Source organism: Colwellia sp. BRX8-9 (genome assembly GCF_014077245.1).
GTDB lineage: Bacteria > Pseudomonadota > Gammaproteobacteria > Enterobacterales > Alteromonadaceae > Colwellia_A.
Genome location: NZ_JACGVN010000024.1, coordinates 1 through 16,365 on the forward strand (window position 1 = coordinate 1; position 16,365 = coordinate 16,365).

Annotated in this window: 15 protein-coding genes and 1 rRNA gene; 8 read left to right on the forward strand and 8 right to left on the reverse strand. The window is 37.5% G+C overall.

The genetic code is table 11. The features are described from left to right. From rrf to H4J70_RS16775, 3 genes are all read left to right on the forward strand, one after another. Nucleotides 1-106 (forward strand): 5S ribosomal RNA (gene rrf / locus H4J70_RS16765); the annotation flags it as partial. A 320-nt stretch (nt 107-426) separates the two neighbouring features. Beyond that, nucleotides 427-1,359 carry a ribosome biogenesis GTPase YlqF gene (gene ylqF, locus H4J70_RS16770; RefSeq protein WP_070374465.1) on the forward strand — a complete coding sequence of 311 codons (933 nt, stop codon included), beginning with the start codon at nt 427-429 and terminating at the stop codon, nt 1,357-1,359. A gap of 10 nt (nt 1,360-1,369) precedes the next feature. Beyond that, the gene (locus H4J70_RS16775) at nt 1,370-1,798 is read left to right on the forward strand and encodes an HIT domain-containing protein (RefSeq protein ID WP_182222813.1); all 429 of its coding nucleotides are present in this window, start codon (nt 1,370-1,372) and stop codon (nt 1,796-1,798) included. A 42-nt stretch (nt 1,799-1,840) separates the two neighbouring features. Here H4J70_RS16775 and megL read toward each other — a convergent pair whose 3' ends face one another. Next, the gene (gene megL / locus H4J70_RS16780) at nt 1,841-3,046 is read right to left on the reverse strand and encodes a methionine gamma-lyase (protein WP_070374463.1); all 1,206 of its coding nucleotides are present in this window, start codon (nt 3,044-3,046) and stop codon (nt 1,841-1,843) included. A gap of 297 nt (nt 3,047-3,343) precedes the next feature. Here megL and H4J70_RS16785 point away from each other — a divergent pair, with 297 nt between their 5' ends. Next, a complete protein-coding gene (locus tag H4J70_RS16785; protein ID WP_182251513.1) occupies nt 3,344-4,906 on the forward strand; it encodes a sigma 54-interacting transcriptional regulator in 1,563 nt (520 codons plus the stop codon). 19 nt (nt 4,907-4,925) lie between these two features. Here the strand turns inward: H4J70_RS16785 and H4J70_RS16790 are convergent, their stop codons facing one another. The 3 genes from H4J70_RS16790 to H4J70_RS16800 all read right to left on the reverse strand — a co-directional run bounded on the left by H4J70_RS16790 (nt 4,926) and on the right by H4J70_RS16800 (nt 7,120). Next, nucleotides 4,926-5,333, reverse strand: a complete 408-nt coding sequence (locus tag H4J70_RS16790) for a translation initiation factor (protein ID WP_182251514.1) — start codon at nt 5,331-5,333, stop codon at nt 4,926-4,928. Nucleotides 5,334-5,444: 111 nt separating this feature from the next. After that, the gene (locus tag H4J70_RS16795; RefSeq protein WP_070374462.1) at nt 5,445-6,371 is read right to left on the reverse strand and encodes an electron transfer flavoprotein subunit alpha/FixB family protein; all 927 of its coding nucleotides are present in this window, start codon (nt 6,369-6,371) and stop codon (nt 5,445-5,447) included. After that, nucleotides 6,368-7,120 carry an electron transfer flavoprotein subunit beta/FixA family protein gene (locus tag H4J70_RS16800; protein ID WP_070374461.1) on the reverse strand — a complete coding sequence of 251 codons (753 nt, stop codon included), beginning with the start codon at nt 7,118-7,120 and terminating at the stop codon, nt 6,368-6,370. Before H4J70_RS16800 ends, H4J70_RS16795 begins: the two co-directional genes overlap by 4 nt. A 306-nt stretch (nt 7,121-7,426) precedes the next feature. Here H4J70_RS16800 and H4J70_RS16805 point away from each other — a divergent pair, with 306 nt between their 5' ends. Then, a complete protein-coding gene (locus H4J70_RS16805; protein WP_182251515.1) occupies nt 7,427-9,076 on the forward strand; it encodes an electron transfer flavoprotein-ubiquinone oxidoreductase in 1,650 nt (549 codons plus the stop codon). Nucleotides 9,077-9,570: 494 nt separating this feature from the next. Here H4J70_RS16805 and H4J70_RS16810 read toward each other — a convergent pair whose 3' ends face one another. The 4 genes from H4J70_RS16810 to H4J70_RS16825 form a co-directional block, all read right to left on the reverse strand. Next, entirely contained in the window at nt 9,571-10,344 is a 774-nt protein-coding gene (locus H4J70_RS16810) for a DUF2884 family protein (RefSeq protein ID WP_182217855.1), read from the reverse strand. A 52-nt stretch (nt 10,345-10,396) separates the two neighbouring features. After that, a complete protein-coding gene (locus tag H4J70_RS16815) occupies nt 10,397-12,082 on the reverse strand; it encodes a DUF342 domain-containing protein (protein ID WP_182217857.1) in 1,686 nt (561 codons plus the stop codon). Between the two features lie 37 nt (nt 12,083-12,119). Next, entirely contained in the window at nt 12,120-12,446 is a 327-nt protein-coding gene (locus tag H4J70_RS16820; protein ID WP_146800730.1) for a hypothetical protein, read from the reverse strand. Between the two features lie 203 nt (nt 12,447-12,649). Next, a complete protein-coding gene (locus H4J70_RS16825; protein WP_182217858.1) occupies nt 12,650-13,924 on the reverse strand; it encodes a CinA family nicotinamide mononucleotide deamidase-related protein in 1,275 nt (424 codons plus the stop codon). A 182-nt stretch (nt 13,925-14,106) separates the two neighbouring features. On the opposite strand from H4J70_RS16825, the gene H4J70_RS16830 reads away from it, so the two are divergent. The 3 genes from H4J70_RS16830 (at nt 14,107) to dapA (ending at nt 16,364) form a co-directional block, all read left to right on the forward strand. Next, nucleotides 14,107-14,877, forward strand: coding sequence for a DUF4097 family beta strand repeat-containing protein (locus H4J70_RS16830; protein WP_182217860.1), 771 nt, complete (start codon nt 14,107-14,109; stop codon nt 14,875-14,877). A gap of 129 nt (nt 14,878-15,006) precedes the next feature. Then, on the forward strand, nt 15,007-15,393 hold the full coding sequence (locus H4J70_RS16835) for a hypothetical protein (RefSeq protein WP_070374454.1): 387 nt from the start codon (nt 15,007-15,009) through the stop codon (nt 15,391-15,393). 62 nt (nt 15,394-15,455) lie between these two features. Then, nucleotides 15,456-16,364: a 4-hydroxy-tetrahydrodipicolinate synthase gene (gene dapA / locus H4J70_RS16840; RefSeq protein ID WP_182217862.1), complete on the forward strand. Its 909-nt coding sequence runs from the start codon at nt 15,456-15,458 to the stop codon at nt 16,362-16,364. The last annotated feature ends 1 nt before the right edge of the window (nt 16,365 follow it).

Sequence of the window (16,365 nt, forward strand, 5' to 3'; positions counted from 1 at the left end):
AATAGCACTGTGGCACCACCTGATCCCATTCCGAACTCAGAAGTGAAACGCAGTAGCGCCGATGGTAGTGTGGGAGTTCCCATGTGAGAGTAGGACATTGCTAGGCTCCTAATTAGAAAAACCCGATTCGAAAGAGTCGGGTTTTTTGCTTTCTGACGTTAAAAAAAGTCAAGATTCGCTAACTAGCATGCACTGATAAAAAGGAAGTCTGGCTTTTAATAAGCATGCTTGTTATAAACGAAACGTTTTTTGTATTTAAGTCTTTGTAAACTTGCTACTAACGCATGTTAAATATCATATCTTTCAGCTCAAAAGCTTATCTTATAACTGGCGATGCTTGTAATATCATATTTATTTTCAATGTAACGTGTGTATCAATGCGTAACTTGCTAAAATCTACACATTAATAAATTACTTAGTGTTGTTATGGCTATTAATTGGTTCCCTGGGCATATGCATAAAGCCCAAAAAGAAATAAAAGAGATTCTTCCACAAATAGATGTGGTCATAGAAGTGTGTGACGCTAGATTGCCGTTTAGCAGTGAAAATCCGATGATCACTGAGATCAGAGGTGATATCCCCCTTATTAAAATTCTCAATAAGTCAGATCTTGCCGATCCTGCTAAAACAAAAATTTGGCTAGAATATTTAGAGTCTCAAAAAAATGTCAAAGCAATTGCTCTAACCACAGATAACCCTTCTGTAGCGAAGACACTCCCTAGTCTTATTCGTAAATTAGTACCGAGTAAAAATGAAACGGGTAAACAGATTAACGTTGTTATCATGGGTATCCCTAACGTAGGTAAATCTACCTTATTAAATACTCTTGTTGGAAAAGCAAAAGCTAAAGTCGGTAATGAGCCTGCTGTGACTAAAGGTCAGCAGCGAATTCGTTTAGACGAAGGTCTTTACTTATATGATACCCCAGGTATGTTGTGGCCAAAAATTGTTAATGAAAACAGTGGTTATCGATTAGCGATTACCAGCGCAGTTAAAGATACCGCCTTTGACCATGAAGATATTGCTTCGTTTGCCGGTGAATATTTATTAGCGCATTACCCGCAACGATTAAAAGAACGTTATCAATTTGACGATACGCCACAAACCGAAGTAGAGTTACTTGAAGAAATAGGTCGTAGACGCGGCTGTGTTAAATCAGGTGGTCGTATTGATTATCATAAAGCCGCAGCAATATTAATCAATGAGATACGTGATAATACCCTGGGCGGCATTACTTTTGAAACACCTGATATGATAGAAATTGAAACACTACATTTTATCGAACTTGAGGCTAAAAAAGTAGCGGCTAGAGAAGCTAAGAAAACTGCCCGCGGTCGCGGTCGTAAAAATAAACGTTAAGAGAGTCTATATGTCTAATACATTTCAACTTCATGCGCTATTACAACGTGACACCATTGAGTTACTTGAGTTACCACTGTCAACACTATTACTAATGAATGATAGTAATTATCCGTGGTTTGTTTTAGTACCTAGGGTCGATGATATTCAAGATATTTATCAACTTGATTGGCAGCAACAACAGCAGTTTCTCAATGAATCAAGTTTGTTAAGTGAAATCTTAATGCAGTTATTTAATGGCACAAAAATGAATGTAGCGGCATTAGGTAATATTTGTCCACAACTTCATGTCCATCACATTGTTCGCTTTGCGGATGATATTGCTTGGCCGAAGCCTGTTTGGGGTGAGTTTGCAATGAAGGCTTATACAGACAGTGAATTAACCTTGTTAAAAGAAAAAGTACTGCCTGCGCTAACTAAAATTATAACGCAGGATTAATACTTTACGGGTAATTATACTTACTCGTTATAAACCGCTAAGTTAGGCAACTTGCTCTTGGCGGTTTTCTATTTGATCTAACGATTGCTTCAGATCGTCAAGTAAATCATTTACGTGTTCTAAACCAACAGATATTCGAATTAAACTATCACTGATACCTGCCGCTACTCTCTCTTCTGGTGTATAAGGTGAATGAGTCATCGAAGCAGGGTGCTGAATAAGAGACTCTGCATCTCCTAGGCTTACTGCGATTGAAAATAAACTCATCCGATTTATAAACTCTTCGCCACCTTTTAAGTCTGCATTTAATTCAAAAGCGATAACTCCACCGGCCGCTTTCATTTGCGTACCAATAAATTTATAACCGTCATGCGATTTAAGGCCAGGGTAATAAACTTTAGCTATCATTGGGTGACTTTCTAAAAACTCAGCGATTGTTTGTGCATTTGAACAGTGGCGTTCCATACGCAATGGTAAAGTTTTTAATCCTCTCATAATTAACCATGCATCATGAGGGCTCATTGTTGCGCCAATATCTTTAAGTGCTGTTAATTTGATGTGTTCTATCATTTCAGCATTACTACAGATAATACCTGCTACCACATCACCATGACCATTTAGATACTTAGTTGCACTGTGAACAACGATATCCGCACCAAATTTTCCAGGTTGCTGTAAAACAGGGGTTAAGAAAGTATTGTCAACGATTGATAGAATACTGTGTTTTTTTGATATCGCTAAAATACGTGCTAAATCTAAAACTACTAAATTTGGGTTTATTGGTGTTTCTAGGAATATAACTTTAGTATTTGGTTTTATCGCTTTTTCAATATTTTCAGGCACTTTCATATCAACAAATGAAACTTCAATCCCGAATTTGGTTAGCATATGACTGATCAATGCATATGAACAGCCATACAAGGCACTAGATGAAATAATATGATCACCACATTGCAAATTAGCTAATAAGGCGCCAGAAACAGCTGCCATGCCTGTTGCTGTGGCAGCGGCATCTTCCATTTCTTCCATGGCAGCAACACGCATTTCTAATTGTCTTACTGTAGGGTTACCTAATCGCCCATAGATGTATCCTTCAGCTTCACCCGCAAAACGGTCGGCGCCTTGTTTAGCGTTTTCAAAAATGAAAGTAGACGTTTGGTAAAGTGGTGTTGCTAAAGAGCCAAATTGCTCATCGTTAATACGTCCTGAATGGATTGCTTGTGTTTCAACATATTTACTATTTTTCATAAATTCTCTCTTTAATAAGCATTTCGATGAAGAAAATTAGCGGCGCACTTTGTTATTATTTATAGGTTAGCGCTGCTAATTTCTTTTATATTGATCCGTTTCTTTTTATGTTTGCAAAAACAGAGCCAGCAATATATAACGCAACTATATCAATGTGTTATGTGACTATTGGTGTGTAAGTCTATTGATTTGTAATTAAATTATTACAAATCGTTCGCTTATCAGTTATTCTGTAATATAATTAATACATTGTAATTAATCTATTACAATATGACTGTGTAACATTGAGATAAACTGATGCGAATTGAAATTAAAGTAAAAGATCGTATTGGCATAAGCCAAGAAATCTTGGCTATTTTTGCTGATAATCGTTGGAATATACGTTCACTTGAAGTGGTTAGTCACTTTATTTATGTCCACTTTATGTCCAATGAATTAGCATTGTCTGACGTGCAAAATTCTCTGTCGCACCGCGATGACATAGTTCATTGTTTATCTGTCGACTTATTACCGACACAAAGACGTGAGGCTCATTTAAAAACCTTATTAGACACTATTCCAGACCCTATACTGGATATCGACCAAAATGGTATTATTGTTATTATTAATACGGCCGCTCAGTCGTTATTAAAAGATTTAGTTATAAAAATTGAGGGACAGCATATCGATCAATATATAGATCAGTCCTTTCAAGACATGCTTAATTCTTCAATGAGTAATTTTTCACTCTCATTCCTCGAACATTCTTATTTAGCTGATATCACGCCAATATTTTCAGAACATAGTTCATCAGGTGTTATTCTCACCTTACGTTCAATGAACCGCGTTGGTCAGCATATCGCATTAATACAGAGTCGAGAGCAAGCTGAATTTGATAATATTATTGGTGAGAACTCAGCTATTCGACTCTTAAAGTCTCAAACACTCAGGTTTTCAGAATTAGAATTACCGGTACTTATCAGTGGTGAAACAGGTACAGGTAAAGAGTTATTAGCTCGTGCTTTGCATAATGCCAGTCGACGTGCCGACGCGCCTTTTTTAGCGCTTAATTGTGCAGCATTACCCGAAAACTTATTAGAAAGTGAACTGTTTGGCTATGCGCCAGGTGCTTTTACCGGGGCTCAAAAAGGGGGGAAACCTGGGCTATTTGAACTGGCAGAAACAGGGACTATCTTTTTAGATGAAATTGCAGAAATGTCAGTATATTTACAAGCTAAGTTATTACGATTCTTACAGGATTATAAATATCGTCGTCTAGGTGGCACGAAAGAGTTAACGGCGAATGTGCGTATAATCAGTGCCAGTCACCAACACTTACCGCAACAGATTGAACGACAATTATTTAGAGAAGACCTATTCTATCGCCTAAATGTATTGAATTTGTCGATACCTCCACTGCGTGAACGACCTGATGATATTATTTTATTAGCGGCACACTTTATTAAAATGGCGGCGCTTCAAGTTGCACGAAAAGTACCTACTTTAACAGAGCAAGCACTTGCGGCCCTTAAGATATGCCAGTGGCCAGGTAATATTCGCCAGTTACAAAATATTTTATTTAGAGCTGTGGCCCTTAATGATAGCGGTGTTATTGAAAAGTCTGATATTGATGGTGCGTTATCACAATTTTCAGCAGTCGATTTACCGATAAGTCATAATATTGCTGGTTCTGCTAGCGATGGTGAAAATTTTGCTGAGCAGCCTCAATGGTCCGACTGGAATAGTGCTCAAGAAAAATTTGAAGGCGATTTGCTTAAAACCTTGTATCCGCTTTACCCAACAACGAGAAAACTAGCAGAGCGGTTAAAGGTTTCACACAATAAAATAGCAATGAAATTACGAAAGTACGATATAAGTTAGCCTGTTAGATGTTTGCTGACTAGCCGCCAACAAACTTTACCTTAAAGCCATTGCTCTCAAGGACCTGTTTTATTTGCTCTCTTTTATCGCCTTGCACTTCGATGACTTCACCGACAACACTGCCACCGGTGCCACAGGTTTTCTTCAATTTTGTAGCAAGCTCTTTTAGCGCTTTTGCATCTAAGCCTAATCCGCTAATGGTGATGACACCTTTACCTTTTCTGCCTTTAGTTTCACGCCTAACTTTAGCAAAGCCATCACTGGCTGTTATTGTTTGGGTGTTATTGTCTTGTTTGATACGGCCACTATCTGTTGAATATACTAATGAACTATCGGCTGGTTGCTGTTTGGCCGAATGCTCAGCTGTAGCACTCTCTCTACCAAATGCACCAGCAAGATCGCTAAGACTAGAAAGTTTATTTTTCATGATGTGGTACCCGAGTGTTAATTGACTGAGTGGTTAAATAAAAGATAAAAATAAAGCCACTATTAAAGTGGCTTTATTATACCTAGAAAATAAGTCTGAAAACGTTATAGTTTACAGTTTACCTTCAAGCTCTGGTAATACTTCAAATAAATCACCAACAATACCGTAATCAGCTACTTGAAAAATAGGCGCTTCGGCATCCTTGTTGATCGCAACAATGATTTTAGAATCTTTCATACCAGCTAAATGCTGTATTGCACCACTTATACCTACAGCTATGTATAGGTCAGGAGCTACAATTTTACCTGTTTGACCGACTTGCATGTCATTAGGTACAAAGCCAGCATCTACAGCGGCGCGTGAAGCACCAATAGCAGCGCCAAGTTTATCTGCAATACCTTCAAGTAACTTGAAGTTATCGCCGTTTTGCATGCCACGACCACCTGAAATAACGATACTTGCTGCGCCTAAGTCAGGACGTTCTGATACAGAAAGTTCATCATTTACATGCGTTGAAATTCCAGCGTCTGTTACTGAGTCTACTGCTACAATCTCAGCACTACCATCAGTGGCAACTGGGTCAAAACCCGTAGGACGAACCGTAATTATTTTTTTACTGTCTAAGCTTTGCACTGTGGCAATAGCATTACCTGCATAAATAGGACGAACAAAAGTATCACTACTTTCTACAGCAATAATATCTGATATTTGTGCAACATCTAATAAAGCGGCAACGCGAGGCATAAAGTTCTTACCTGTTGTTAAAGCTGTTGCTAAGACGTGTTCGTAATCAGCAGCAAGTTCTGTTACCAATAAGCTAATGTTTTCAGCTAACTGATGTTCATAAGCTGGATTATCAGCAACAAGTACTTTACTTACACCGTTAACTTTAGCGGCTTCTTGTGCAACACTCTGACAATTACTACCAGCAACTAATATATGAATGTCACCACCAATTGCTTGAGCTGCAGCAACTGTTTTAAGCGTGTCAGCTTTTAATGTGCTGTTATCATGTTCAGCAAATACTAGAATACTCATGAAATCACCTTCGCTTCATTTTTCAGTTTTTCAATTAATGTATCTACACCATCAACAATAATACCGGCTTTACGTGTTGCAGGTGGTACAACTTTTATTAATTTTGAACGTGGGCTTAAATCAATGCCAAAATCTGCAGCGGGTTTAACCACTAATGGTTTACGCTTTGCTTTCATGATATTAGGTAATGAAGCATAACGAGGTTCATTTAAACGCAGATCGGTAGTAACAATTGCAGGTAGGTTAAGTGATACAGTTTGTAAGCCGCTATCAACTTCACGTGTTACATTAACTTTATCGCCTTCAACTTTTACCACTGATGCGAAAGTACCTTGCGGCATACCTGTTAAGGCAGCGAGCATTTGACCTGTTTGATTATTATCACTGTCAATAGATTGCTTACCTAGAATAACCAATTGTGGCTGTTCTTCTTCAACAATCTTTTGTAAAAGTTTGGCGATATTAAGAGCGTCTAACTTCTCATCAGTTTCGATTTGAATAGCGCGGTCTGCGCCTAATGCTAAAGCCGTTCTTAATTGTTCTTGGCAAGATTTGTCACCAACGGATACCACAATAACTTCAGTGGCAACGCCAGCTTCTTTTAAACGAACCGCTTCTTCTACAGCGATTTCACAAAAAGGGTTAATTGCCATTTTTACATTAGCAAGATCAACATTTGAATTGTCTGCTTTTACGCGAACTTTGACGTTATAGTCAATTACACGTTTAATAGGTACTAATACTTTCATCGTAGCCTCTGATTGCGTTTGTTGTGTTTGTATTTATAGTGTAAAGCTAAGGTTTGATTAATTAAACTAACATTAGCAAGTATTTCTCATTATTGCTCGACAGACTAATACTAGACTACGTGAACGTCAACGTAATACGGTGCTTGTCTCGATAAATTGAGCTTAAATAGCTTTTGTCGCAATATCTTTCAATAGAAGATAGTATTTATCAACAAAATATCTATAATGAGTGATATTATCAAACAGGTGTTTGAAAATCAAACGAGTGTTTGATTTTATTTAAATGAATATTTTTTGGGGAAATTTATGGAACGCGAATCGATGGATTTTGACGTTGTTATTGTTGGTGCTGGTCCGTCTGGCTTAGCAACAGCTTGTCGTTTGATGCAGTTAGCAAAAGAAAAAGATCAAGAACTCTTAGTCTGCGTTGTTGAAAAAGGCTCAGAAGTTGGAGCACATATTTTATCGGGGGCTGTTTTTGAGCCAAGAGCGCTAAATGAATTATTCCCAGATTGGCAAGAAAAAGGCGCGCCACTGAATACAAAAGTTACCGGCGATGATCTTTACTTACTTAACAGTGAAAGCAACTCGATAAAATTACCTAATATATCTGTACCAAAAACTATGCATAACGATGGAAACTATATTGTTAGCATGGGTAACGTATGTCGTTGGTTAGCAGAGCAAGCGGAAGAGTTAGGGGTTGAAATTTTTCCTGGTTTCCCTGCACATGAAGTACTTTATAACGATGATGGTAGTGTTGCGGGTATTATTACCGGTGACATGGGTCTAGATGTTAACGGTAAAGAAAAAGATTCGTTTGTTCCTGGAATGGAACTTCGCGCTAAGTATACTGTTTTTGCTGAAGGTTGCCGTGGTCACTTAGGTAAAGAACTGATCAGTAAATTTAATTTAGATGAAGGTGTCTCTCCACAGCATTACGGTTTAGGTTTTAAAGAAATTTGGGACATTGATCCCGCTAAGCACCAAGAAGGTCTCGTAGTACATACGGCTGGTTGGCCATTAGATCAAGGCGCAACAGGTGGTGGCTATTTATACCATGCAGAAAATAATCAAGTATTTGTAGGTCTTATTGTAGATTTAAATTATAGCAACCCGCATTTAAGTCCATTTGATGAATTTCAACGTTATAAACATCATCCAAAAATTAGTCAGTACCTTGAAGGCGGTAAACGTGTTTCTTATGGAGCACGAGCAATGGCAAAGGGTGGTTTTAACTCATTACCTAAAATGACAATGCCAGGTGGTATTATAGTTGGTTGTGATGCTGGAACGATAAATTTTGCTAAAATCAAAGGTAATCACACCGCAATGAAATCGGGTATGTTAGCCGCTGAAAGTATTTTTCAAGTGATTGTTTCCGGTGATGAAGGCGGTAAAGACCTTGCTGATTATACTGAAAGGTTTAAAGACTCTTGGTTATATGACGAACTTTATAGCTCTCGCAATTTTGGCCCGGCTATGCATAAGTTTGGTATGACCTTGGGTGGTGCTTACAACACCATAGATCAAAACCTATTTAATGGTAAATTACCGTTTAACCTTAAGGACGACACGCTTGACCATGACCAGCTTAAATTAGCCTCGGAGTCGGCGGTTATCAATTATCCAAAACCAGATAATAAACTAAGTTTTGATAAATTAACCTCAGTGTTTTTGTCAAATACTAACCATGAAGAAGAACAACCTTGTCACTTAAGACTGACTGACGTCGATGTTCCAATTACGGTTAATTTAGCTAAGTATGCAGAGCCTGCTCAGCGTTATTGTCCGGCTGGCGTATACGAAATTGAATCGACAGAGCAGGGTGATAAATTAGTGATCAATGCACAAAACTGTATTCACTGTAAAACCTGTGATATTAAAGACCCAAGCCAAAATATAACTTGGGTAACACCAGAAGGCACCGGTGGTCCGAATTATCCAAATATGTAAGTTACTATTTGTGCGATTTTAATTATAAAAACCTGCTGATGCAGGTTTTTTTATGTTTAGGATTAAGTCGTTGTGTTGATGATAGTGATGGTTTCAGAGAGTCGGTGAGCGTTAAGTCCTTTAGTCGTCATGCTGAATTCATTTCAGTATCTGGTTTTTGTGGTTGCAAGTACAGATCCTGAAACAAGTTCAGGATGACGGTTGCTTGTTTCAGGATGATGGAGTTGTGTTCAGGTGATTGTGCTTGTTTTAGGATGATGGCGTTGTGTTCAGAATGGCAGTGATGACATCAGGGAGTCGTGATCATTTAGTCCTTTTGTCGTCATGCTGAATTCATTTCAGTATCTGGTTTTTGTGGTTGTAAGTACAGATCCTGAAACAAGTTCAGGATGACGGTGCTTGTTTCAGGATGACGGTGTTGTGTTCAGGATGACGGAGTTATGTTCAGGTTGGCGCTTTGTTCACTATGACGTTGCTCTTTGGGAGCAACGGAATTACTTTGTCTGTATCAAATCAAATTCACTCAGTGCAGTGATACTTTGCTGTAACTTCGACTCTAGTTGATCTAACTTCTTTAAGCTTTTACAAAACTGCGCAGCTTTTAATTTAACTTCTTGTGCGCGGGGTTCAATGTCAAGCTGCAAATCCTTTTCCATACCTTTGATACGTTGGTCAAAGGTTTCTACGCGCTGTTCACTACTGCTTGCTTCGTTGGTGGTCATTGCTTCACCAACGGCCATTAAAATAGTGCCAATTGATTCGGTTACGATACTTTCAATTTCTTGTTCAAAGGCGCCAGCAAAAATTTCATCAAAATCAGCAAAATCTTGCGAAGCAATATAATAATTAGTATCGCTATGGTTAAAACGTTCTCTTAAACGGTATTGCATCTCATCGAAGCGCTCTTGAATTTTTTGATGTGAGGCGCTATTTTCACCCGTTAAACCCGCAATAACTTTGTTTACTGCTTTTAAATCAATATCAACACCTTCAATCGCTATCGCCACTATTTCAGGGATTTGTTTACGAATGCCTTGGCTGTATTGCGTGAGTAATTGTCTTTGTTCTTCATTGAGGGCTATCTCACGCCCACGAATAAATAATTGTTGATCATTATTAATCTGAACGTAGGTTTGGCTTTCTTTCAAAATACGTACATGAGAAGGGTTGATTACCACACCATGATTAAAGTTTATATCGCATTGCTGTGCTGAAGCTGTACCAGCAATTAAGCTCGTTGCAATTAAAGCAAGAGTATTAATTTTCATCGTTTTCCTAATGTAACTAAAATGATATTGATGGAAAATGTTCAGTAATATTCTATGTATTAACGATAGGATTAAAATGAATTTTTCTTTCTTTATAATTCACCTTAGTTGGTCCATATTCACGGCGAGATCTATCTTGGAAGTCGCCAACAATCATTTGTACACCGTGATAAAGTTTCTCTGTTGCTTCTATATAGACACTTGCCATATAGGTTTGTATTTGCTCTTCAAAAGCTTCTTTTTCGTTAAGGATCTCACCTACGCGATGAGCATGAAACTTATAAGTAGAAACCAGTTTACTGAGCATCTCAGGGTTTACTTTATCGCTAGGCAACTTTTTGAGTTTATTAACGGCTAATTGTAATTCTGTTGATTTATCAGAATCAACTTTTAATTTAAATTCAATGTCTTCTAACTGTTCTTTCATTAGATCCACTTTTTTGGAAAAGCTTATAATGGTGCTGCTTCCTGCTGTTGCGCCTACAATACCGGCATGAACAGATTTTCCCGCTTTTATGTAACCAGCGATAAGCTTACCATTAGCTTTTTCTTCAGTGCCTAACCAAAGTGTCTCTTCAACATCAATAATGCTGTGCATCATTTGGTTTTCAATACGTAAGGAGTGACAAGATATTTCAGCATATTGAGCATATTTTGCGAAAATATCACCTTTAGCAGATATATAAGCACTCATTTTAATATTATCGAGAGATTGACCTTCAACGTCTTGTTTTTTACCAATAATGCCACTACCAATAGTAATGTCACCACCAGCTTCTAAGGTTGCTGACTCAACAAAACCACCAATTGTGATATCGCCGGTTGCCGTTACTTTCATACCCTCACAAATATCACCATCAATAATAACACTGCCTTCAAATTTGATATGCCCAGTACTGATATCAACATTTTTTATGCGATAAACCGGATCAACTTCCATGCCGTTATCAATAATTCTTGGTAAGCCGACCAGTGTCGAGATTAAGACTTTATCATTCTTAGGGCTTATTGTTGTACCTTCGCCAGCGGTTAGCGTGATGTCATCTCCTGGTAAAGGATCTAGGGCAGAGCCAGTCACAGTAAAACCTTTAACACCTTCGGTAAGCATAATTTTTTTCGCGAGCGGATCGCCAACTTTCACACAAATTATGTCACCTAAATCGCGCATATCGACACTTCCATCTTCGCGATCTTTAGGACGTAAAATTCTATCTTGGGCGCTTTGCACTAACCATTTTATTTTTGAATTTTTACCATTAATGGCAATTTTACCGTGGGCAATTTCGCCGGTAATTATAGAGCCAGCAGGTTCTTTCGCGGCTTGATGAGCAAGTTTTAATAATTGCTCTTTGGTAAAACCTTTGCTAACACCAGCTTCTTGAGCAGAGTTGAGAATGGCCTTAGCGGTTAAATGTTTACCACCAAGCGCTGTTGAAATCTCAGCTGTTGCAGACATTTCATCTTTATCAATGGTAATTGAAATAGTCGCGTCTCTGCGCTCAAGCACTTGATAACTAATTTCTCGGCCAGATTTATTCGTTTGAAGGGGTTTTAGGACACTATTAAGTTCGGCGATGGCATTTTTTATATTACCATTATCAACATATAAATCTTTAAATTCAGAATTTTCTATTAGTTCATGGACGCTGGCTTCTGTTACCTGTGTATCATCTTTAACCGGTTGCAAAACAAGGTCAATATTATTTTTTTTATTTGTTACTAAGCTTGCTTGAGTCACGCTAGATTTACTCCAATATTACCACTTAAAATATCGATTAAATGTAGTTTTCCTGGTGAATTTTAATGAAAGAGCCAGTATTTACTTTTGAATAATCAATTTTATATTCTTTGTTATCTAATGCTTGTATAAAAATTAATGTTTTATTCTCTCCAAAAACGTCTGTTGCACTAACATCAACAACATCTTGATAGGCTTTCTTAGCGTCAGCTTTCTTATTTGGAACTTCACCTTTGTAAATACCTATACCACGGTTACTTACAATCACTACAGGGTGACCGCCATTTATAATCAATAAATCAAATTTTCTCATCTTATGGATAATGGTATTACGACCACTCGTGATGAAGTTTTTTTCTATCAAAATATGCTCCTATTTCTACTAAAACGTCTAGCAATATTAGTTACCCAAATAACGAATATGCAGCTTTATAATTCTATTCTAGTTTATTCTGCCTATAAATATATAAAGATTTGATTTATGGCGCAATAAAAATGACATTTCTTTCAATATTATTATAGTTAATACCTAACGTTAACATGCATACAACATATTAAGGCTATATATTAAAAATAAAGTGGTGTTTGACTACTCTCAATTAATAACCGTCTTATTAAATCAAGAGATCTTGCTGCTACCGTACGTTGAAAGTTTTCCCTATTTGCCTTTATACAAAAATATTTGGTGTGTATTTTATCTTTATTACCCCAAGCTATCCAAACTGAGCCAACGGGTTTTTCTTTACTGCCACCCGTTGGGCCAGCTATACCTGAAACGGCAATAACTAAATCAGCTCCTGCTATGGCTAATGCACCTTCTGCCATCGCTATTACTGTCTGTTCACTAACCGCGCCATGTTGTTCAAGTATATTTTCATTAACATGCAATAGTTTGCTTTTCATATTATTTGAGTAAGTTACAAAGCCAGCCTCAAACGAAGATGATGACCCTGAAACTTTGGTTATTTCGCTGGCGATTAAACCGCCGGTACAAGACTCTGCTGTTGTTATTTTAAGATTTTTTTGTTGGCATAACTGCAATACTAGTTCGGCTAAAGAATAAGGTTTATCTTTAATCTCTTCAATGATGTGATCATTTAATAAGGTTTTAATTTTTTGAATAAGATCGATTTTTATTGATAAATGCTCATTTTTTTCAACGGTTAACTTTAATTCTATTAATGGCGAAGATGCACGAAAACCGACTTCAACTTCTTTAGGCCAATCGGGAAAGTTTTTTACCAACATTGACTGAAGGGTTGACTCGCCAATACCAAATAATTGTAAGCGAGTAATATCCATTTCCGCAGTGAAGTTAGATTGTGAGGCCAATTCAGGAATGATTACTTCATCAAGCATTATGTTAAGTTCACTAGGGACCCCCGGCGTACAAAAAATTTGGCAATCATTCAGTGTTAAGGAAAAACCTACTGCGCTGCCTACTCGGTTGGCAATAATATTACAATTTTCCGGCAGCAGGGCTTGCTTTAAATTAGCCTTACCTAAATGAGCATTACGTTGTTCACACCAGGTTTTTAGGTGGGCCAATGCTATAGGATGTTGCTTTAAAAAGCGTTGTGACGCCATCGCTAATGCTTGCGCGGTTAAATCATCTGTTGTTGGACCAAGCCCGCCATTAATAATTAATACATCGGCATCTTTTGTTAAGTGTTCTATTTCCTTTGCAAGTAAATCAAGATCGTCAGCTAAGGTCACTTTTCGACTAATTTTTATGCCAATGGCTTTACATTGTTGAGCGATCATTGCTGAATTACTGTCGACAATATCTCCCGTCATCAATTCATTGCCAGTAAGAAGTAAGTGCACGTTAGCGATGGTCATTTATAAATCCTGTTAATAGGTAAAAATTACCGTTAGGTTACTGTAAAAGTTGAATTGTTGTTAGTTATTAAGAGCAGGAAAGGTCATTTAAAAAAGTAAAATAAAATTTAAACCTTTTCAATGCCATTGTGTACTTAACCATTATAGTCATTAAAATAGTTAATAAAACTCAAGGAAATTTCATGAAACAGTCATTTAAGAAACAACTTACTTTAGCCACAATTTTATCACTTGCTAGTATTAGCACCGTATATGCAGAGGTTAAAGATACCATTGAAAAATCATTTGTTGTTAATGAACAAACAAGTTTACGTTTAGCTAATATAAATGGTGGTGTTGATATTCAAGGTTGGAGTAACGATGAAATTAGAATAACAGCAACAGTGACCGCGGAAAATCAAACTGATAGAGACCGTATAAACCTTGATTTTTCTGAAAGTTCTAGTGGCGTTAGTGTTGAAACTATATACCAAAAACAATCATCTTGGGGGCATAATAATAGCTCTGGCAAAGTTGATTATATTGTAATGGTTCCGTTTGGCGCGGCATTAACCGATATTGAATTAGTAAACGGTTCATTGGTGATTGATAAAGTACGAGGTGACATAAAAGCGAATACAGTCAATGGTACTATTAGTGTGCAAGGCTTAGCTGCAAACCTTGAATTAAATTCAGTTAATGGCAGTATTAATGCGACCTACCAGCAAGTTGGTAACAACATCGACAGCGTGGAGCTAACAACGGTCAACGGCAGTATTAAACTTTATATGCCTGGTGAGCTCAATGCCACGATTAATGCCGAAACCATGCACGGTAGTATCGACACGGCATTTGGGCTTTCAAGTGAGAAAAAAATGTTTAGTGGTCGTCACTTATCTGGGACAGTCGGCAGCGGCGATATTACGATTAATTTAGAAAGTGTCAATGGCAGCATTAAGGTATTAAAAAACTAATTTTTAATAAAACGTCAAGCGCTTTATTTAACCACAACAATCAATGTTGTGGTTTTTTTTATTTGGTTGTCGGTGAAAATAATGCACAATAGTATTTATATCTGACAGAGTTATTAAGGCGTGTTTTAAGTGAGTGAACAATATAACCGAGCATTATTAGCCGGCCGTTGGTATCGTATGGAAATGAACGACGTCGGTCACCAACTTGTTGAGTATGCTGAGCTTTGCCTTGATGGTAGTTTTGAATTTTCTTTTGTTGAACAAACGTCTCAGGGCGAAATTGTTAGCCAAATTATTGAGTTAGGCGATTGGGGATTAGTGGGAGATATTCACTTTACTATCACACAAGAAGAAGTTGTTGACGGTGAGCATTATCGAGCCGATTTAAATGATGAAAATAACTATCAGGCTTATAAAGTTTTAGCCTTAGACAGTCAAATTTTCAAATATCAGCACATTGTTAGTAATGAAGTGTTTATCCTGCGCCGAGTTGTTGATAAAATCGGTCATTGTTAAATTCAGTTATTCTTCAAAAATAAGAAAAATTACCCTTTTACCTAATATGTAGTTGAGAAAAAATGAAAAATATAAAGGCAGCAAGTTTAATTACTGCGATAAAAACCCCTTACAACGCACAGGGTGAAATTGACCTTGTTACTTATGACAAGCTGGTTGCAAAGCAAATAGCGGCGGGTGTTGACGGTATTGTTGTCGGTGGTACTACAGGTGAAGGACACTTATTAAGTTGGGAAGAGCATTTAATGTTAATCGCTCATACCGTTCATCAATATAGTGACAAACTTATTATTGTTGGTAATACCGGTAGTAATAATACCCGAGAGGCAATTAAAGCCACACAAAATGGGTTTGCCATGGGTATGGATGCAGCATTGCAAATTAATCCTTATTACGGGCGAACCTCAATGGCGGGTGTTGCAGCGCATTTTAACAAAGTCTTAGATATTGGTCCTGCGTTTATCTATAACGTACCAGGAAGAACGGGCCAAGACCTTACGCCTGATTTGATCGAACCTTTGTCAAAGCATAAAAACTTTATTGGCGTGAAAGAATGTGGCGGCAATGACCGTATTGCTTATTATGAAAAACAAGGTATTGCTTGTTGGTCAGGTAATGATGATGAATGTTATGTTGGTCGCCACCAATTTGGCTCTCACGGTGTTATTTCTGTAACCTCGAATCTAGTGCCGGGCCTAATGAGAACATTAATGGACAGTGAAGATGACGAACTAAATGAACGTTTACAAAGCCTGATGAAATGGTTGTTTTGTGAGCCTAACCCTATTGCCATAAATACCACGTTAATGATGACAGGTGCCGTTCAAGCTAACTTTAGATTGCCTTATTTAGCGTTGACACTAGAGCAACGTCAAATCGGTTTTGATCTGTTAGCAAAACTTGATGCGGCTGAAATTGTTGGTGATAAATTAGCTCTGCTTAATGATAGTGATTTTAATTACTGTTCATAAA